Genomic DNA, 15,318 nt, shown 5'->3' on the forward strand with positions numbered 1-15,318 from the left:
AAGATGAGGTGGCCGATGTCGTTATCCGTACCGCAGCGCGGCAATGTTTTTCTGGTAGCAGTGATATGCCTGCTGGTCGTCGGGATTTGTGCGCCGTTCAGCGGGCATGATTTGCAGCGCGGCATGCAGATTGCCGTCGGGGTTTGCGCGGTGCTGTATGGGCTGTCGGTCCCTCGCATGCAACAGCTGCTGGACCGCCCCACGGCGCTGGGCCTGGGACTGATTATCGGGTTGGGCCTGGTGTCATCGGTGCTGGCCCACCAGCCGCTGTGGGCGTTTGCCGAGGTGGCGTTGTTTGTCAGTGGCGGGGCAATTGCCGTGGCGTTTGCCTTGTTGCGTCGCCAGGGCGGTGAGCCGTTGGATCGCTACTTGATCATGCTGGTGGTGCTGCTGTGCCTGATCAAGTCGATTCAATATGTGTATGCGGGCACATTGGCGTTCATCAGCGCCGAACGAATCCTGGACCCGGACCTGTTGCTGTCCGGCTTTTCCAACAAGCGATTCTATGGCCAATTCCAGACATTTACCTTGCCGCTGCTGGCACTTCCCTTACTGATCCCTACGCTTACCCGCTCGCTCAGGGCCGCTGTGTTTGCATTGCTGTGTGTGTGGTGGTTGATCGCGATTGGTGGCGGCACGCGCGGCACCTGGCTGGGCATGGGCGCGGCGACGCTGGTAGTGGCGTTGCTGGGCCCTTGGGGCCGGCGTTGGGTGGGTTGGCAAGTGGCCGCAGTGCTGGCTGGGCTGTTGCTGTATTGGCTGGTGTTTACGGTGCTGGCGGATTACCTCGGGATCCAGATCCTCAATGGCGCCAGTGATCGTCTCACCACCTCCCTGTCCGGGCGCGGTCCGATCTGGTGGCAGGCCTGGCACATGCTCGTCGAGCGGCCATGGCTGGGCTTTGGGCCGATGCATTTTGCCGATATCGCCAATAAAATCGCCGCGCACCCCCACCAGGCCATCCTGCAATGGGCCAGTGAATGGGGTGTGCCATCTACGTTGTGCGTTGCGGTGCTGGCGTGGCGGAGTGGTTGGGCCACGTTCGGCCTATTGCGGGAGCGTGCGCTGTGCTCTGAAACCGCGGACTTGCTGCGAATGTGCCTGTTTGCAGCGCTCGTCGGTGCGTTGGTGCAGTCCATGGTCGACGGTGTGATTGTGATGCCCAACTCTCAAGTGTGGCTGGCGCTGGTGGTGGGTTGGTTGATGGCGTTGCACCTGTGGAAAACCCCGGAGACGGCTGAGCTGCCGTTAGCCTGGGGCGCGTGGAAAACGCTGAGTGTACTGGCCGTTGGTCTGCTGGTTTTTATCGCCGTGCGCGATGTGCCGCATATCCAGCAAGCCCAGCAGCAGTACCTGGACAGCCATGCCAACTTGCTGCAACCGCGCTTCTGGGCCCAGGGTGTGATTGCCCGGTGACGGCGGCAAGTTGCCGGACTCCCCATGCGGTGCTAGCTTTAGCCCACCGCCCGTGTAGCTCAGCCGGTAGAGCAGCGCACTCGTAACGCGAAGGTCGCAGGTTCGATTCCTGTCTCGGGCACAAAGGCAACAAAGGCGTCACCGTTTTCAAAGGCACTGTTTTCAGTTGATCCCAGAATGGTTCTGAAGGCCAGACGAGCCGGCATGTGAGCCTGCTCTTTTGTATCTGCGCAACCTTGATGACCCAGATGCATCCCCATTCCTCGATCTAAGAGAACAACATGACCACGACTGAAATGACCCAGGAAGTTCGGCATCAAGCAGCCCTCGAGAAATACCTCGCGGAGTCGCCGCAGCTCAGAGAAGAGATCAAGGACCTGAGCGCCGATGATCAGCGCGACCAGATCCAGTGGGCATTCGAGGACGAGGCCGAGAGCCAGGGCTATCAGCCCTGGGAGCTGACCCTCAAGTACACCTCGACACCGGAAGAATTCGAAGCAGCACGGCTGGCCTTGCACAAAGAGGCGGCCGAGGTGCTGGGTGTTGAATGGGAAGAGTATTGCGAGATGAACGACCTGGTCGTTTAAACACTCATTGTAGGAGCCGGCAAGCCGGCTCCTACAAATCATCTTAGATGCTAAGCCGCATCGACAAATCCACCGCCTTCACATCCTTGGTCATCGCGCCAATCGAAATGTAGTCCACCCCGGTCTCGGCAATGGGCAGCAGGGTGCTTTCATTGATCCCGCCGCTGGCTTCCAGCTTGGCCTTGCCGCCGTTCAGGCGCACGGCTTCACGCATATCTTCCAGGCTCAGCTCGTCGAGCATGATGATATCGGCGCCTGCCGCCAGGGCTTCGTGCAGTTCCTCCAGGCTTTCCACTTCGATTTCCACCGGCTTGCCGGGTGCGATCTTGTGGGCGGCTGTGATCGCCTGGGCAATGCCACCACAGGCAGCGATGTGGTTTTCCTTGATCAGGAACGCGTCGTAAAGACCGATTCGGTGGTTGTGGCAGCCGCCGCAGGTGACCGCGTACTTCTGCGCCAGGCGCAGGCCCGGCAGCGTCTTGCGGGTATCCAGCAGCTTGACCTGGGTGCTGGCGACAAAATCCGCCAGGAATTGGGCGCGGGTCGCGACTCCGGACAGCAACTGCAGGAAGTTCAGCGCGCAGCGTTCGCCGCTGAGCAGCGAGCGCGCCGGGCCTTCAAGGTGGAACAGCGCCTGGTTAGGGTTGACGCGCTCACCGTCGGCCACCTGCCAATGCACGGCGACCCTGGGGTCCAATTGGCGAAACACGGCATCGACCCAGGCTGTGCCGGCGATCACTGCAGCGTCACGCGTAATGATGGTGGCCGTCGCCAGCCGCTCGGCGGGGATCAACTGCGCAGTGATGTCGCCGCTGCCGATGTCTTCCAGCAGTGCGCGGCGCACGTTGGCTTCGATTTCGGCGGTAAGGTCGGCAAGACGGAGATTCGGCATAACAGGCTCCACATACAAAGTGTCCCGATTATAGGGGCAGTGTGCGTTCGAACCCAGGCTCGGCACTCATTTACCGCGCAATGCCAGAGTTTGCTGGCGCAACCCCCCTCATTTGCAAGATAATCTCGCGCCTTGCAATTGGCGTCATAGCTTTGACGTTCAGACCAGTACCGCCGTTTCAGGAGGCCAGGATGCACAATGACGGAAAGGTGGTGCCAATCAATCGGGCACAAGCCACGCCATCGCCACTCGCCCGACTGCCGGTGGTGTTGCTGCAGGTCCGCGATAAAGCGGCGCAACAGTTGCAGCAAGGGTTGCAGGACCTATTCGATAACGCTGACGACACGTTGTTCGAGATGGCCGACAAGGCGCGCAACAACCTGGACCACCATATTTTCTTTGAAGCCATGCGCGACCTGCGCCTCAAGCGCAAGAATTTCGAACGCGTGTTCATGGAGCGTCTGTTCGAAGCCTTCGCCAGCCTGGGCCATGCGGGGCGGGGCGAGTTGCAGCTGGTGCCGGTGGTGTCCTATGAGGCCGCACCGGGTTCATCCAAGGATGACCTCGAAAAAGCGGTGGCGCTGGACGCCATGCTGGGCCGGGTGCGGCACCGCGACGGTCTGGCCCTGGCGCAACTCACGGCGCGTTTGAGCGTGTTGCTCGGCAACCGCCTGGACGATCGTGAGAACCCCCTGGGACCTGCGCTGCTCTGTGAGTTTTTCCTGCGGGCGGGGCGCAGTCTGGGCGTGGAGATCCGCGTCAAACTGATCATGCTCAAGCTGTTTGAAAAATACGTGCTCAGCGATGCCGACCAACTCTACGGCGAAGCCAATCAACTGCTGGTGGCAACGGGCGTATTACCCGAACTCAAGGCCATACCGTCCCGCCGCCCTGAAGGGCGTGCGGACCGTGAACATGCGCAAGCAGCAAGCTTGCCGGCTGCCGACCTGCCCGTCGACGAAAATGGCCAGGAAGCGTTCGCTGCGCTCCAACAGCTGCTTACGGCGGTGCGTGGCAGCGTGGCGCCGACGCTCGAGGCCAGCGCCGAGCCCTTGCCCATTTCCACCCGTGACCTGCTGCGCCTGCTCTCTCACTTGCAGCAGTACGTGCCGGAGCCCGAGGCCGAAGACGACTTCGACCTGCGTAGCCAGCTTGAACAGTTGCTCACCCGCCTTAGCGTCAAGAGTGGCAAGTCGCGGGTGGTGGAGGGCGCGGACGAAGACGTAATCAATCTGGTCGCGCTGCTGTTCGAGTTCATCCTTAACGACCGCGCCGTGCCGGATGCCTTCAAGGCCTTGATCGGTCGCTTGCAGATCCCAATGCTCAAAGTGGCGTTGCTGGACAAGAGCTTTTTCAGTCGCGCCAGCCACCCGGCGCGGCGCCTGCTCAACGAAATCGCGGCCGCTGCCCTGGGCAGCAGCCCCAGCGAAGACTACCAGCGCGACCACCTCTACCTGCGCATCGAGCAGGTCGTGCAGCGCCTGCTCAACGAGTTTGTCGAAGACCCGGCGATTTTTTCCCAGTTGCTCGCCGAGTTCAGCGCGTTTACCGCCGATGAGCGGCGTCGCAGTGAGTTGCTTGAACAACACACCCGAGATGCCGAAGCCGGGCGCGTACGCACCGAAGTTGTTCGCCAGCGTGTGGCGGATGTCATGAATAAGCGATTGCTGGGCAAGGTCCTGCCACGTCCGGTCGTGCAGTTCCTGCAGCAAGCCTGGAGCCAGGTGCTGTTGCTGGCCAGTCTCAAGCACGGCGAGCAGTCTGTGCAGTGGCAGGCGGCGCTGCGTACCATGGATGAGTTGATCTGGAGTGTGGGTCTGCAGCAAGACACCGAGGCCGGGCGCCATTTGCTGGAGCAACTGCCGGGCCTGCTCAAGGCGTTGCGCGACGGTCTGACCAGCGCCGCGTTCGATCCCTTCAGCACGCGCGAATTCTTTGTGCGCTTGCAGGCCCTGCATGTCCAGGCACCTGAAGGCGTCGATGAGTGGGGCGAGGTGCGCGAGCCGTTTGTACTGAGCGCGGCGTCACCGGACGCCATCATCGACCTGCCGGACAACGACCCCGACCTGCTCAAGGCTCATCAACTCAAGGTGGGCAGTTGGGTGGTCTTCCAGGAAGGCGACGCCCATACGCTGCGGTGCAAGCTGACGGCGATCATGGCGCCGGCCAATGCCTATGTGTTCACCAGTCGCACGGGGCTCAAAGTCTTGGAGAAGAGCGCCGGCCAACTGGCTTTGGCGTTCAAGCGTGGTGCGCTGCATACCCTGGATGACGGACCGCTGTTCGAGCGCGCGCTGGCCGCGGTGGTGGGCGAGCTGCGTCAACTCAATCGCGGCAAGTGATCGCAACCTGAGGGTCTAACGCGGCATACTGGTCACACTTTGTCTCGTTCAAGGAACCTGTATGCAGTTGGACCCCGCCAGCGGTTGGTGCGAGGGCATCCGCCATTGCCCTTCGCCCAACTTCAACGAGCGCCCCGCAGGCGAAATTTCACTGTTGGTGGTGCATAACATCAGCCTGCCACCGGCGCAGTTTGCCACGGGCAAAGTGCAGGAATTTTTCCAGAATCGCCTGGATGTCACGGAGCATCCCTACTTTGAAGGGATTGCCGACCTACGGGTGTCTGCGCATTTTCTGATTGAACGCGATGGCGCGGTGACGCAGTTTGTGTCCTGTCTTGATCGGGCCTGGCATGCCGGGATCTCGCAGTTCGAGGGGCGGGACACCTGCAATGACTTTTCCCTGGGGGTAGAGCTGGAGGGCACGGATGATCAGCCGTTCACGGATGCCCAATATGCGTCCCTGACCGATCTGACCCGCCAACTGCTGGCGGCTTACCCAGGTATCACGCCCCAGCGCATTTGTGGTCACAGCGATATCGCGCCGGGACGCAAGACCGATCCTGGCCCCGCTTTTGATTGGGCGCGCTTTCGCAGCGCCCTGCAGCATGGAGGACAAGCACGATGAGTTTCCTGGTGTTGGTGCTGGCCGTATGGATCGAGAAGTTCTCGGCCCTGCGCCAGCGTTTGCAACGTGATGGCGGTTGGCTGCGCGAACTGGCCAAGCTGGAATCGAGCCCGCGCATGGGCAAGCAGCCTTGGCTGATTCTGACCCTGCTGGTGTTGTTGCCGGTGGCCTTGCTGGCGTTGTTGCTGCTGGTGCTGGAGCCGGTGGCCTACGGATTGCTGGCGCTGCCGGTGCACCTGTTGATCGTCATCTACAGCCTGGGCCGCGGTGACCTGCTCGCCGGGCTCGGTCCATTTCGGGATGCCTGGCGGCGGGGCGACCTGCAGGCCGCCGAACATGTGGCCGAACGTGACCTGAGCCTGAGCGCCGAGAGTGGCGAGCAATTGCTGGAGCGCGTGCAGGGTCATTTGTTGTGGCAGGCCTACCAGAGCTTTTTCGCGGTGATTTTCTGGTACTTCCTGCTGGGCCCGGTTGCCGCGCTGGCTTATCGCCTGCTCGCACTGGCCAGTGAACACAGCAAGAACCCACTGGTGGCCGAGCGTGCGGGCCAATTGCGCCACGCGTTTGACTGGCTGCCGGTACGCTTGCTGGCGGCCAGCTTTGCCTTGGTGGGCAACTTCGTCGCGGTTGGTCGTGTGATGCTGCATGAACTGTTGAGTTGGGACATCAGTGCCGCCGAGTTGGTGGAGAAAGTCGGCCTGGTTGCCGCCGAAATCCCGCCGCCGGCGGTAGGCCCCGACGGCATCAATAGCCTCGACCGGCTCTGGGAACTGCTGCTGCGCGCGGCGGTGCTGTGGTATGCCGGGTTTGCGATCTGGACCGTGCTGCCCTGACTGCGAACAAGGTCAAAAAATGTGGGAGCGGGCTTGCTCGCGAATGCGGTATATCAGTCGATGAGTCTTTGACTGACACACTGCATTCGCGAGCAAGCCCGCTCCCACATTTGTTTTTGCCGCGCCCTTCCTGTCGTTAACCTTAAGTTACAAAACTCTCTGTCAAATTGAGCTATACAGATGCTGGCTAACTGCCGCCCTGCGCCTCAATAAAAATAAAAGAAAGGGAGTTCACCTGTGAAGAGCTTGCTCTATCCCGCCGTCGCGCTGATGAATCGCCTGAGCTTCGGCATGAAGTTCAGCTTGATCAGCGTGTTATTCCTGCTGCCCATGCTCGCGACCAACTATTACCTGGTGCGTGATTCATGGCGTGAATTCCAGGGCACGCGCGTAGAACTGCAAAGCCTCGACTTGCTCGGCAGCAGCCTGGCCCTGCGTCGCGACCTGGAAACGCTCAATAACCAAGTGCAGATCAATGCCACCCTCGGCCAGTCCGGCAAGGCCGGCGACCTTGAGGGCAAGATCAGTGCCCTGGAACAAAGCGTGCTGAACCGCCTGCAAGGCCTCGACGCCATGGCCACCGAGCCCGAGCAAATCGCTGCTTTTGACGCCAAGCGCGACGAGTTGATCGCTGCTTTCAAGGCCCAGCAACAGGAAACGTCGCTGCTGAGCAAAAGTGCGCTGATCGGCAAGTTGCTCAACAAGGCGCAGATGCTCAGCCAGATCATTGCCAGCCAATCCGGCTTGAGCCGCGACCCCCAGAGCGACCTGCGACAGCTCAGCGAACTGATCACCAGTGTCACGCCGCACGTCACCCAGACCCTTGGCGAAGGCCGGGCGATGGGCGCGTATTCCCTGGGGCAGGGCTTTCTCAATTCGTCGTCCAGCACACGTTTTGACGAACTGTTGCAGCAGTTGGAAAAACTCCAGGCCGAATATGGCCTGAAGTTGCAGGATGCGCTGGGCTCCAGCAACGCTGCTCACACAGCGCTCGACAGCCTGGCCAAGGCCAGCAACGCCAGCCTCAAGCAGGGCAGCGAGTTGTTTGAGGAGCAGGTGGTGATGGCCGAAACCCTTGACGCGCCGTGGCAGGGTTTCTACGACAGCGTCAGCCGGTTGATGGCCCAGACTTACCAGCTCGATGACGCCACTATGACGTTCCTCGGCCAGCAGCTGGAGCAACGCTTGGCGCAGCATCGCACGCACATGGTGGTGCTGGTCTCGGCCCTGACAGCGGTGTTCTTGCTGATCTTCTATCTGTACGCCGGGTTCTACGCCTCCACGCGCACCACGCTGCGCCGCCTGGGCGCGATGATGGACAAAGTGGCGGCCGGCGACATGACCGTCACCTTTGTTGCCCATAGCCGCGACGAGCTGGGTGACCTGGGCCAGGTGTTCAATGGCACCGTGGCGAAGATCCATGACCTGATCGAGCGCGTCGGGCATACCGTCAGCCAAGTCGAGTTGCAGGCTGGTCAGGTCGAAACGGTCTCGGCCCGGAGCAACCAGGCGGTGTCGGGCCAGCGCACCCAGATCGAACAGGTGGCGACGGCCATGAACCAGATGTCGTCGACTGCCCAGGAGGTTGCCCGCAGCGCGGCGGCTGCGGTCAGCAGTGCCCACAGTGTCAACGATGAAACCGTCAGCGGCCGTGGCCTGGTGCAGTCCCAGCAGGGCAGCATTGCGCGGCTGGCCTCGGAGATCGATCAGTCGGTGCGGGTGATCAACCAGTTGGCCACCGACAGCCAGTCCATCAGCAGTGTGTTGGAGGTGATCAAAAGCATCGCCGAGCAAACCAACTTGCTGGCGCTCAACGCCGCCATCGAGGCGGCGCGCGCCGGTGAGCAAGGGCGGGGATTTGCGGTGGTGGCCGATGAGGTGCGCACCCTGGCCCGGCGCACCCAGCACTCCACAGAAGAAATCGAACAGATGATCAGCCGCTTGCACGGCGGCGTGGCAGCGGCAGTCAAGGCCATGGGCAGTAGCCATGAAATGGCCAATGGCACCGTGGGTCAGTCGGAAAAGGTCCAGCAGGCCCTGGAAAATATCCTCGGCGCCGTAGGAATGATCGTCGACCAGAATCAGCAGATTGCCGCTGCCGTGGAGCAACAGACCGCTGTCGCCCACGACATTGACCAGAACATTGTTGCAATCAATCGTGCCGGCGAACATGCCGCCGAAGGTGCGCATCAGACCGAGGCAGCGAGCCGGCAGTTGTCGATGCAGGTGATCGAGTTGAAGCAATTGATCGGTGCGTTTCGCGTGTGAGATCTAGTTGTAGGATTTATCGTTTGCTGGCGTGGTGCCCGTCCTGATTTCGCGGCGTCTCTTTTCTGGGTCCCTGAATGGGTGAAAATTGTTTCACTCGATTTCACGCTTAGAGGAGGCACAGCGATGAACGCTGTAATCGGCATCAAGGGGCACTGCGCTCATTGCGACATCACCTTCAATCTCAAGCCTTGGCAAGTGAATGCCATCGCCATTGAGGAGCCATTCGATTGCCCGTATTGCCAGTGGATTCTCCAGTTGAACTGTCCTCGGCAGTTGCGCCAGTTCAGATCCCTGGACCATTGGGCGCTGGTACAGCCGAGCATGGTAGTGCTGACCTGCATGGTGCTGATCGTGGCATTGGTGACCGAGTGGGTAGGGCTGATCAGTGTGATCGGCCAGTTCAACATTTCGCTGGTGGTGGTGCTGGTGCATTTCCTGGTGTTGCGATACGCCCGGTATCGCCAGCGCATAACCCTGGACCTGCAACTGGCTACGCCGTCACTGCCAATTGAACAGCTCGCACGCATTGCGTGTGCTCGCCTCAGCCAGCAATAGGGGGGTGGTGCCCATGCGCTCGGCGAGGGCAGCGCAAATGTCCGGCAGGTGTTCCGGGCTGTTGCGTTGACCGGGGTACATGGCGGGCGCCATATCGGGTGAGTCGGTTTCCAGCACCACCGCGTCGAGCGGCAGTTGTGCTAGCACCTTGTGCATGCGCAGGGCCTGGGGCCAAGTGGCGGCGCCGCCCAAGCCCAGCTTGAAACCGAGCTTGATGTACTCACGGGCTTCTTCGCGGCTACCGGCAAACGCATGGATGATGCCGCCATGCGGCACACGGATGCGCTTGAGGGTGGCGATCACTGCGGCGTGGCTGCGACGTACATGCAGCAACGCTGGTAATTGGAAGTCGACCGCCAGCTTGAGTTGGGCTTCAAACAGGCTTTGCTGGCGGTCGCGGTCCAGTTGTTCGAGGAAGTAATCCAGGCCGATCTCGCCGACCGCGCACAGTTGTCGGTGGCCATGCAGGCGCGTCAACCAGTCGCCCAATTCCGTGAGGTCGGCGGGGCGATGCTCATCGAGGTACACCGGGTGCAGGCCAAAGGCAGCGAACAAACCTTCGTCTGCCTGCACCAGGTCCCACAGGCGCTGCCAATTCTGCTGATACACGCCCAACACCACCATGCGCCGCACGCCCAGTGTGCGGCTATTTGCGAGGACGTCCCGGCGGTCGCTGTCGAAATCCGGGAAGTCCAGGTGGGTATGGGTGTCGATCAGCTCCACGCTCACGCCTCGTGAATACGCTGCTTGAAGGTTCGACCGATGGCATGCACGCCGGGTTGATACTGTTCTTCTTCGATCGCGGCCAGCGCCAGGCGCAGGGCGGTATCGGCGATCAACTGGTGCTGCTGGGCCATGGCATTGACCGGCAGCGGCAGGAAATCCAGCAACTGCGTATCACCAAAGGTGCCCAGGCGCAGCGGTCGTGATTTGAGCGGGAAGTCATGCAAGGCATCGAACACGCCTTGCAGCAGCACGTAGGAAGTGGTCACCAGCGCGTCAGGCAAATGCCCCAGTTGTTGCAGAAGTTGCTCCATCAACTGTCGGCCACAGTCGCGGCTGAAGGCTTCAGCATGTTCGATGATCACTTCGCCGGTGAACGCTTCGAGGGCCTCACGGAAACCCGCGGCACGTTCCTGACTGATGCTCAGCTCGGGCCGTGCGCCGATCAGCACGATCTGCTTGGGCAACGGTTGCAACAGGCTGCTGGTCAGTTGCTGGCAGGCCTGGCGGTCGTCGCTGACCACCGAGCAAAACTGGTCCGAGCCCATCACCCGGTCGATGGCAATCACCGGCAGGCCCTTGGTTTGTAGCTCGCGGTAACTGTCATCGCTGGCCGGCAGGCAACTGGCGACAAACAGCGCATCACAACGGCGGGCGCGAAACAGTTGCAGCAATTGGCGCTCGCTTTCGGCGTCGTCGTCGGAGCTGGCGATCAGCAGCTGGTAGCCGCGCGCCCGTGCGCCTTGCTCCAGGAGCTTGGCGATGCGTGCGTAACTGGGGTTTTCCAGGTCCGGCAGGATAAAGCCCAAGGTGCGCGTGTGCCGACTGCGCAGCCCGGCGGCCTGTGGGTTTGGGGTAAAGCCATGGGCTTCGACCACAGCACGCACCCGTTCAACGGTGGCGTTGCTGATGCGTTGCTGTTCGGCCTTGCCATTGATGACGTAGCTGGCGGTGGTCACGGACACACCGGCGAGACGTGCGATATCACTGAGTTTCAAACCGGGATTTCCTTGTTTTCTGAAGCTTGCCCCGACATTTTGTCCAATCGTAACCGATTCCAGCACCCGACCAATGTCTCAGCTCAAGTGCCGAGTGGTTCTTCAATGAGGCGCAATTAACGCGTAGTCTTCCATAAATTCTAGATTAAACGTTTCAGCCAGCGTATTTTTAAGACGTTCGCGACTGAGTGGCTACTGCCAATTGACTGCTCAGTCAGTTAATCGTGAACACCCCTTACACTGTTTGTTTAAAACAATACCTAGTGCGCCCTTGCACTAACTAGGAGAACGGCATGCTTGAGCTCACTGTAGAGCAGATTTCCATGGGCCAGGTGGCTGTGGACAAATCTGCTGCCTTGCACCTGCTCGCTGACAAACTGGTGGCCGACGGCCTGGTCGCCGAGGGTTATCTCAGCGGTTTGCAAGCCCGTGAAGCCCAAGGCTCGACCTTTCTCGGCCAAGGTATTGCCATCCCCCACGGCACCCCCGAAACCCGCGACCAGGTGTTTTCCACCGGTGTGCGCCTGCTGCAGTTCCCCGAAGGGGTGGACTGGGGCGACGGCCAGATCGTGTACCTGGCCATCGGCATTGCGGCCAAGTCCGACGAGCACCTGCGCTTGTTGCAACTGCTCACCCGCGCCCTTGGCGAAACCGACCTGGGCCAGGCACTGCGCCGCGCCGGCACCGCCGAAGCCTTGCTGAAACTGTTGCAGGGCGCTCCGCAGGAACTGGCGCTGGATGCGCAGATGATCAGCCTGGGCGTGTCCGCCGACGACTTTGAAGAGCTGGTATGGCGCGGCGCACGCCTGTTGCGTCAGGCCGATTGTGTGAGCAATGGTTTCGCCGCCGTGTTGCAGCAGGTGGATGCGCTGCCCCTCGGTGACGGCCTGTGGTGGCTGCACAGCGAGCAGACCGTCAAGCGCCCGGGCCTGGCGTTTGTTACCCCGGACAAACCCATGCGCTACCTCGGCCAACCGCTCCATGGCCTGTTCTGCCTGGCCAGCCTTGGTGAAGCCCACCAGACCCTGCTCGAACGCTTGTGCGCCTTGCTGATCGAAGGGCGCGGCCAGGAACTTGGCCGCGCCACCAGCAGCCGCGCCGTGCTCGAAGTGCTCGGCGGCGAACTGCCGCCCGATTGGCCCAGCGTGCGCATCACCCTGGCCAACGCCCACGGTCTGCATGCGCGGCCGGCGAAGATCCTCGCGCAGTTGGCGAAAAGTTTTGATGGCGATATCCGCGTGCGCATCGTCGATGGCCCGGTAGGCGCGGTGTCGGTGAAAAGCCTGAGCAAGCTGCTGAGCCTCGGCGCGCGGCGCGGCCAGGTGCTGGAATTTGTCGCCGAGCCGAGCATTGCTGGCGACGCACTGCCCGCGCTGTTGGCGGCGGTGGAAGAAGGCCTCGGCGAAGACGTCGAGCCACTGCCGACCCTGAGCGCCCAGCCCGAAGCCCTCGATATCGAACCGGTGATCAGCGCGCCATTGGCCGGCAGCCAGATCCAGGCCATCGCCGCCGCGCCAGGCATCGCCATCGGCCCTGCGCATATTCAGGTTCAGCAAACCTTCGATTACCCGTTGCGCGGCGAGTCCTCGGCCATCGAGCGCCAGCGCCTGCACAGCGCCCTGGCCGAGGTGCGCCGCGACATCCAGGGCCTGATCGAGCGCAGCCAATCCAAGGCGATCCGCGAGATTTTCATCACCCACCAGGAAATGCTCGACGACCCGGAACTCACCGACGAAGTCGACACCCGTCTCAAGCAAGGCGAAAGCGCTGAAGCGGCGTGGATGAGTGTGATCGAAGCGGCCGCCAAGCAGCAGGAGTCGCTGCAAGACGCCCTGCTCGCCGAGCGTGCCGCCGACCTGCGGGATATCGGCCGTCGCGTGCTGGCGCAACTGTGCGGCGTTGAAACCGCCCAGGAGCCGAGCGAACCCTACATTCTGGTGATGGACGAAGTCGGCCCGTCCGACGTTGCGCGGCTTGATCCGGCGCGCGTCGCCGGCATCCTCACCGCCCGTGGCGGCGCGACGGCCCATAGCGCCATTGTCGCCCGCGCCCTTGGTATCCCTGCATTGGTCGGCGCCGGCCCGGCGGTGTTGCTGTTGGCTTCCGGTACGCCGTTGTTGCTAGACGGCCAGCGCGGCCGCCTGCATGTGGACGCCGACACTGCCACGCTGCAACGCGCCACGGTCGAGCGCGACACCCGCGAACAGCGCCTGCAAGCTGCCTCGGCGCAACGCCATGAACCGGCGCTGACCCGCGACGGTCACGCCGTGGAAGTGTTTGCCAATATCGGCGAAAGCGCAGGCGTGGCCAGCGCGGTGGAGCAGGGCGCCGAAGGCATTGGCTTGCTGCGCACCGAACTGATTTTCATGGCCCACCCGCAAGCGCCGGACGAGGCCACCCAGGAAGCCGAATACCGTCGCGTCCTCGATGGCCTCGCCGGTCGTCCGCTGGTGGTGCGCACGCTCGATGTGGGCGGCGACAAACCGCTGCCGTACTGGCCGATCGCCCAAGAGGAAAACCCATTCCTTGGTGTGCGCGGCATTCGTCTCACCTTGCAGCGCCCACAGATCATGGAAGCGCAACTGCGGGCGCTGCTGCGTTCGGCGGATAATCGCCCGCTGCGCATCATGTTTCCCATGGTCGGCAGTGTTGACGAATGGCGTGCCGCCCGCGACATGACCGAGCGTCTGCGCCTGGAAATCCCGGTGGCGGACCTGCAACTGGGCATCATGATCGAGGTGCCGTCGGCGGCATTGCTCGCGCCGGTGCTGGCCAAGGAGGTGGACTTCTTCAGCGTCGGCACCAATGACCTGACCCAGTACACCCTGGCCATCGACCGTGGTCACCCGACGCTGTCGGCCCAGGCCGATGGCCTGCACCCGGCGGTGTTGCAATTGATCGACATCACCGTGCGCGCCGCCCATGCCCATGGCAAATGGGTCGGCGTGTGCGGCGAGCTGGCAGCGGACCCGTTGGCCGTGCCGGTGCTGATCGGCCTGGGCGTTGATGAGCTGAGTGTGTCGGCTCGCAGCATTCCCGAAGTGAAGGCGCGTGTACGCGAATTCAGTCTGAGCGAGGCCCAGGGCCTGGCGCAACAAGCACTGGCGGTGGGCTCGCCCGCCGAAGTGCGTGCCCTAGTGGAGGCCGTGTAGATGGCAAGGATTCTGACCCTGACGCTGAACCCGGCGTTGGACCTGACGGTACGCCTGGCGCGCCTGGAGCCGGGTGAAGTCAATCGCAGCGAAACCCTGCTGACCCATGCCGCCGGCAAGGGTGTGAATGTGGCGCAGGTGCTGGCCGATCTGGGCCATCAGGTGAGCGTGGGCGGGTTTCTCGGTGAAGAAAACCCCCAGGCGTTCGACGCGCTGATTGCCCTCCGTGGATTTGGCAATGCGTTCATTCGCGTGCCGGGCGAAACACGCAGCAATATCAAGATTGCCGAGCAGGATGGCCGGGTCACCGACATCAATACGCCTGGGCCGTTGGTGAGTGAAGAGGCGCAGAACGCACTGCTCAAACTCATCGCCATCGTCGGCCCTGAATTCGATGCGGTGGTGGTGGCTGGCAGCTTGCCGCGTGGTATCAGCCCTCAGTGGTTCCAGGGTTTGCTGGAGAAAATCAAGGGCCTGGGCTTGAAAGTCGCCCTGGACACCAGCGGCGAAGCGCTGCGCGCCGGTTTGAAAGCCGGCCCGTGGCTGGTCAAACCCAATACCGAAGAACTGGCCGATGCGCTGGGTAATGCCCCGGATGCCATCAGCCAGTTGCATCAACAAGGTGTGGAACACGTGGTGGTTTCCGACGGCGCCGCCGGCGTGAGCTGGTACAGCCCAGGCGCATCGCTGCACGCCACACCGCCCAAGGTCGCGGTCGCCAGCACCGTCGGCGCCGGCGACTCGCTACTGGCCGGGATGCTCCACGGTCTGCTCACGGGTGATACGCCGGATCAAACCTTGCGCCGAGCCACGGCAATTGCCGCGATGGCGGTGACGCAGATCGGTTTCGGCATCAGCGATCACGCGCAGTTGGCGCGCCTCGAAAGCGGCGTCCAAGTGCGCACGCTGACAGAACAATAAGAG

The 15,318-nt window shown here is 62.1% G+C and carries 12 protein-coding genes and 1 tRNA gene; 10 read left to right on the forward strand and 3 right to left on the reverse strand.

The genetic code is table 11. The features are described 5' to 3' along the window. Nucleotides 1–15 precede the first annotated feature (15 nt). The 3 genes from KUA23_RS04210 to KUA23_RS04220 all read left to right on the forward strand — a co-directional run bounded on the left by KUA23_RS04210 (nt 16) and on the right by KUA23_RS04220 (nt 2,003). Nucleotides 16–1,416 carry an O-antigen ligase family protein gene (locus KUA23_RS04210; RefSeq protein WP_252993489.1) on the forward strand — a complete coding sequence of 467 codons (1,401 nt, stop codon included), beginning with the start codon at nt 16–18 and terminating at the stop codon, nt 1,414–1,416. Nucleotides 1,417–1,464: 48 nt separating this feature from the next. Continuing rightward, nucleotides 1,465–1,537: transfer RNA gene (locus KUA23_RS04215), tRNA-Thr, on the forward strand. Between the two features lie 160 nt (nt 1,538–1,697). Continuing rightward, nucleotides 1,698–2,003 (forward strand): DUF6388 family protein, encoded by a 306-nt coding sequence (locus KUA23_RS04220; protein WP_078046828.1) that lies wholly within the window; start codon nt 1,698–1,700, stop codon nt 2,001–2,003. A gap of 43 nt (nt 2,004–2,046) precedes the next feature. Here the strand turns inward: KUA23_RS04220 and nadC are convergent, their stop codons facing one another. After that, nucleotides 2,047–2,895, reverse strand: coding sequence for a carboxylating nicotinate-nucleotide diphosphorylase (nadC, locus tag KUA23_RS04225; RefSeq protein ID WP_252993490.1), 849 nt, complete (start codon nt 2,893–2,895; stop codon nt 2,047–2,049). A gap of 191 nt (nt 2,896–3,086) precedes the next feature. Here nadC and KUA23_RS04230 point away from each other — a divergent pair, with 191 nt between their 5' ends. From KUA23_RS04230 to KUA23_RS04250, 5 genes are all read left to right on the forward strand, one after another. Then, nucleotides 3,087–5,237 (forward strand): DUF1631 domain-containing protein, encoded by a 2,151-nt coding sequence (locus KUA23_RS04230; RefSeq protein ID WP_252993491.1) that lies wholly within the window; start codon nt 3,087–3,089, stop codon nt 5,235–5,237. A gap of 61 nt (nt 5,238–5,298) precedes the next feature. Beyond that, a complete protein-coding gene (gene ampD / locus KUA23_RS04235) occupies nt 5,299–5,862 on the forward strand; it encodes a 1,6-anhydro-N-acetylmuramyl-L-alanine amidase AmpD (protein WP_078046831.1) in 564 nt (187 codons plus the stop codon). Next, nucleotides 5,859–6,695 carry a regulatory signaling modulator protein AmpE gene (gene ampE / locus KUA23_RS04240; RefSeq protein WP_078046832.1) on the forward strand — a complete coding sequence of 279 codons (837 nt, stop codon included), beginning with the start codon at nt 5,859–5,861 and terminating at the stop codon, nt 6,693–6,695. Before ampD ends, ampE begins: the two co-directional genes overlap by 4 nt. Nucleotides 6,696–8,258: 1,563 nt before the next feature. Next, complete coding sequence (locus KUA23_RS30220; RefSeq protein WP_410896872.1) at nt 8,259–8,963, forward strand: methyl-accepting chemotaxis protein; 705 nt, start codon at nt 8,259–8,261, stop codon at nt 8,961–8,963. Nucleotides 8,964–9,089: 126 nt separating this feature from the next. Beyond that, nucleotides 9,090–9,521 (forward strand): hypothetical protein, encoded by a 432-nt coding sequence (locus KUA23_RS04250; protein WP_078046834.1) that lies wholly within the window; start codon nt 9,090–9,092, stop codon nt 9,519–9,521. On the opposite strand, the gene KUA23_RS04255 is transcribed toward KUA23_RS04250, so the two are convergent. Next, nucleotides 9,465–10,244 (reverse strand): TatD family hydrolase, encoded by a 780-nt coding sequence (locus KUA23_RS04255; RefSeq protein ID WP_099494021.1) that lies wholly within the window; start codon nt 10,242–10,244, stop codon nt 9,465–9,467. The genes KUA23_RS04250 and KUA23_RS04255 overlap by 57 nt on opposite strands. A gap of 2 nt (nt 10,245–10,246) precedes the next feature. After that, the gene (gene cra, locus KUA23_RS04260) at nt 10,247–11,242 is read right to left on the reverse strand and encodes a catabolite repressor/activator (protein ID WP_252993493.1); all 996 of its coding nucleotides are present in this window, start codon (nt 11,240–11,242) and stop codon (nt 10,247–10,249) included. Nucleotides 11,243–11,535: 293 nt separating this feature from the next. Between cra and ptsP the strand changes: the two genes are divergently transcribed. After that, nucleotides 11,536–14,394, forward strand: a complete 2,859-nt coding sequence (gene ptsP / locus KUA23_RS04265; protein ID WP_214496643.1) for a phosphoenolpyruvate--protein phosphotransferase — start codon at nt 11,536–11,538, stop codon at nt 14,392–14,394. Next, the gene (gene pfkB, locus KUA23_RS04270) at nt 14,395–15,315 is read left to right on the forward strand and encodes a 1-phosphofructokinase (protein WP_252993494.1); all 921 of its coding nucleotides are present in this window, start codon (nt 14,395–14,397) and stop codon (nt 15,313–15,315) included. The last annotated feature ends 3 nt before the right edge of the window (nt 15,316–15,318 follow it).

The organism is Pseudomonas pergaminensis (assembly GCF_024112395.2).
GTDB classification, from domain to species: domain Bacteria; phylum Pseudomonadota; class Gammaproteobacteria; order Pseudomonadales; family Pseudomonadaceae; genus Aquipseudomonas; species Aquipseudomonas pergaminensis.

Bases quoted from the DNA above. Each gene is read 5' to 3' on its own strand.
- KUA23_RS04220 (WP_078046828.1), top strand. From the start codon at position 1,698: ATGACCACGACTGAAATGACCCAGGAAGTTCGGCATCAAGCAGCCCTC.
- nadC (WP_252993490.1), bottom strand. From the start codon at position 2,895: ATGCCGAATCTCCGTCTTGCCGACCTTACCGCCGAAATCGAAGCCAAC.
- KUA23_RS04250 (WP_078046834.1), top strand. From the start codon at position 9,090: ATGAACGCTGTAATCGGCATCAAGGGGCACTGCGCTCATTGCGACATC.
- ampD (WP_078046831.1), top strand. From the start codon at position 5,299: ATGCAGTTGGACCCCGCCAGCGGTTGGTGCGAGGGCATCCGCCATTGC.
- ptsP (WP_214496643.1), top strand. From the start codon at position 11,536: ATGCTTGAGCTCACTGTAGAGCAGATTTCCATGGGCCAGGTGGCTGTG.
- KUA23_RS04230 (WP_252993491.1), top strand. From the start codon at position 3,087: ATGCACAATGACGGAAAGGTGGTGCCAATCAATCGGGCACAAGCCACG.
- ampE (WP_078046832.1), top strand. From the start codon at position 5,859: ATGAGTTTCCTGGTGTTGGTGCTGGCCGTATGGATCGAGAAGTTCTCG.
- KUA23_RS30220 (WP_410896872.1), top strand. From the start codon at position 8,259: ATGTCGTCGACTGCCCAGGAGGTTGCCCGCAGCGCGGCGGCTGCGGTC.
- KUA23_RS04210 (WP_252993489.1), top strand. From the start codon at position 16: ATGTCGTTATCCGTACCGCAGCGCGGCAATGTTTTTCTGGTAGCAGTG.
- pfkB (WP_252993494.1), top strand. From the start codon at position 14,395: ATGGCAAGGATTCTGACCCTGACGCTGAACCCGGCGTTGGACCTGACG.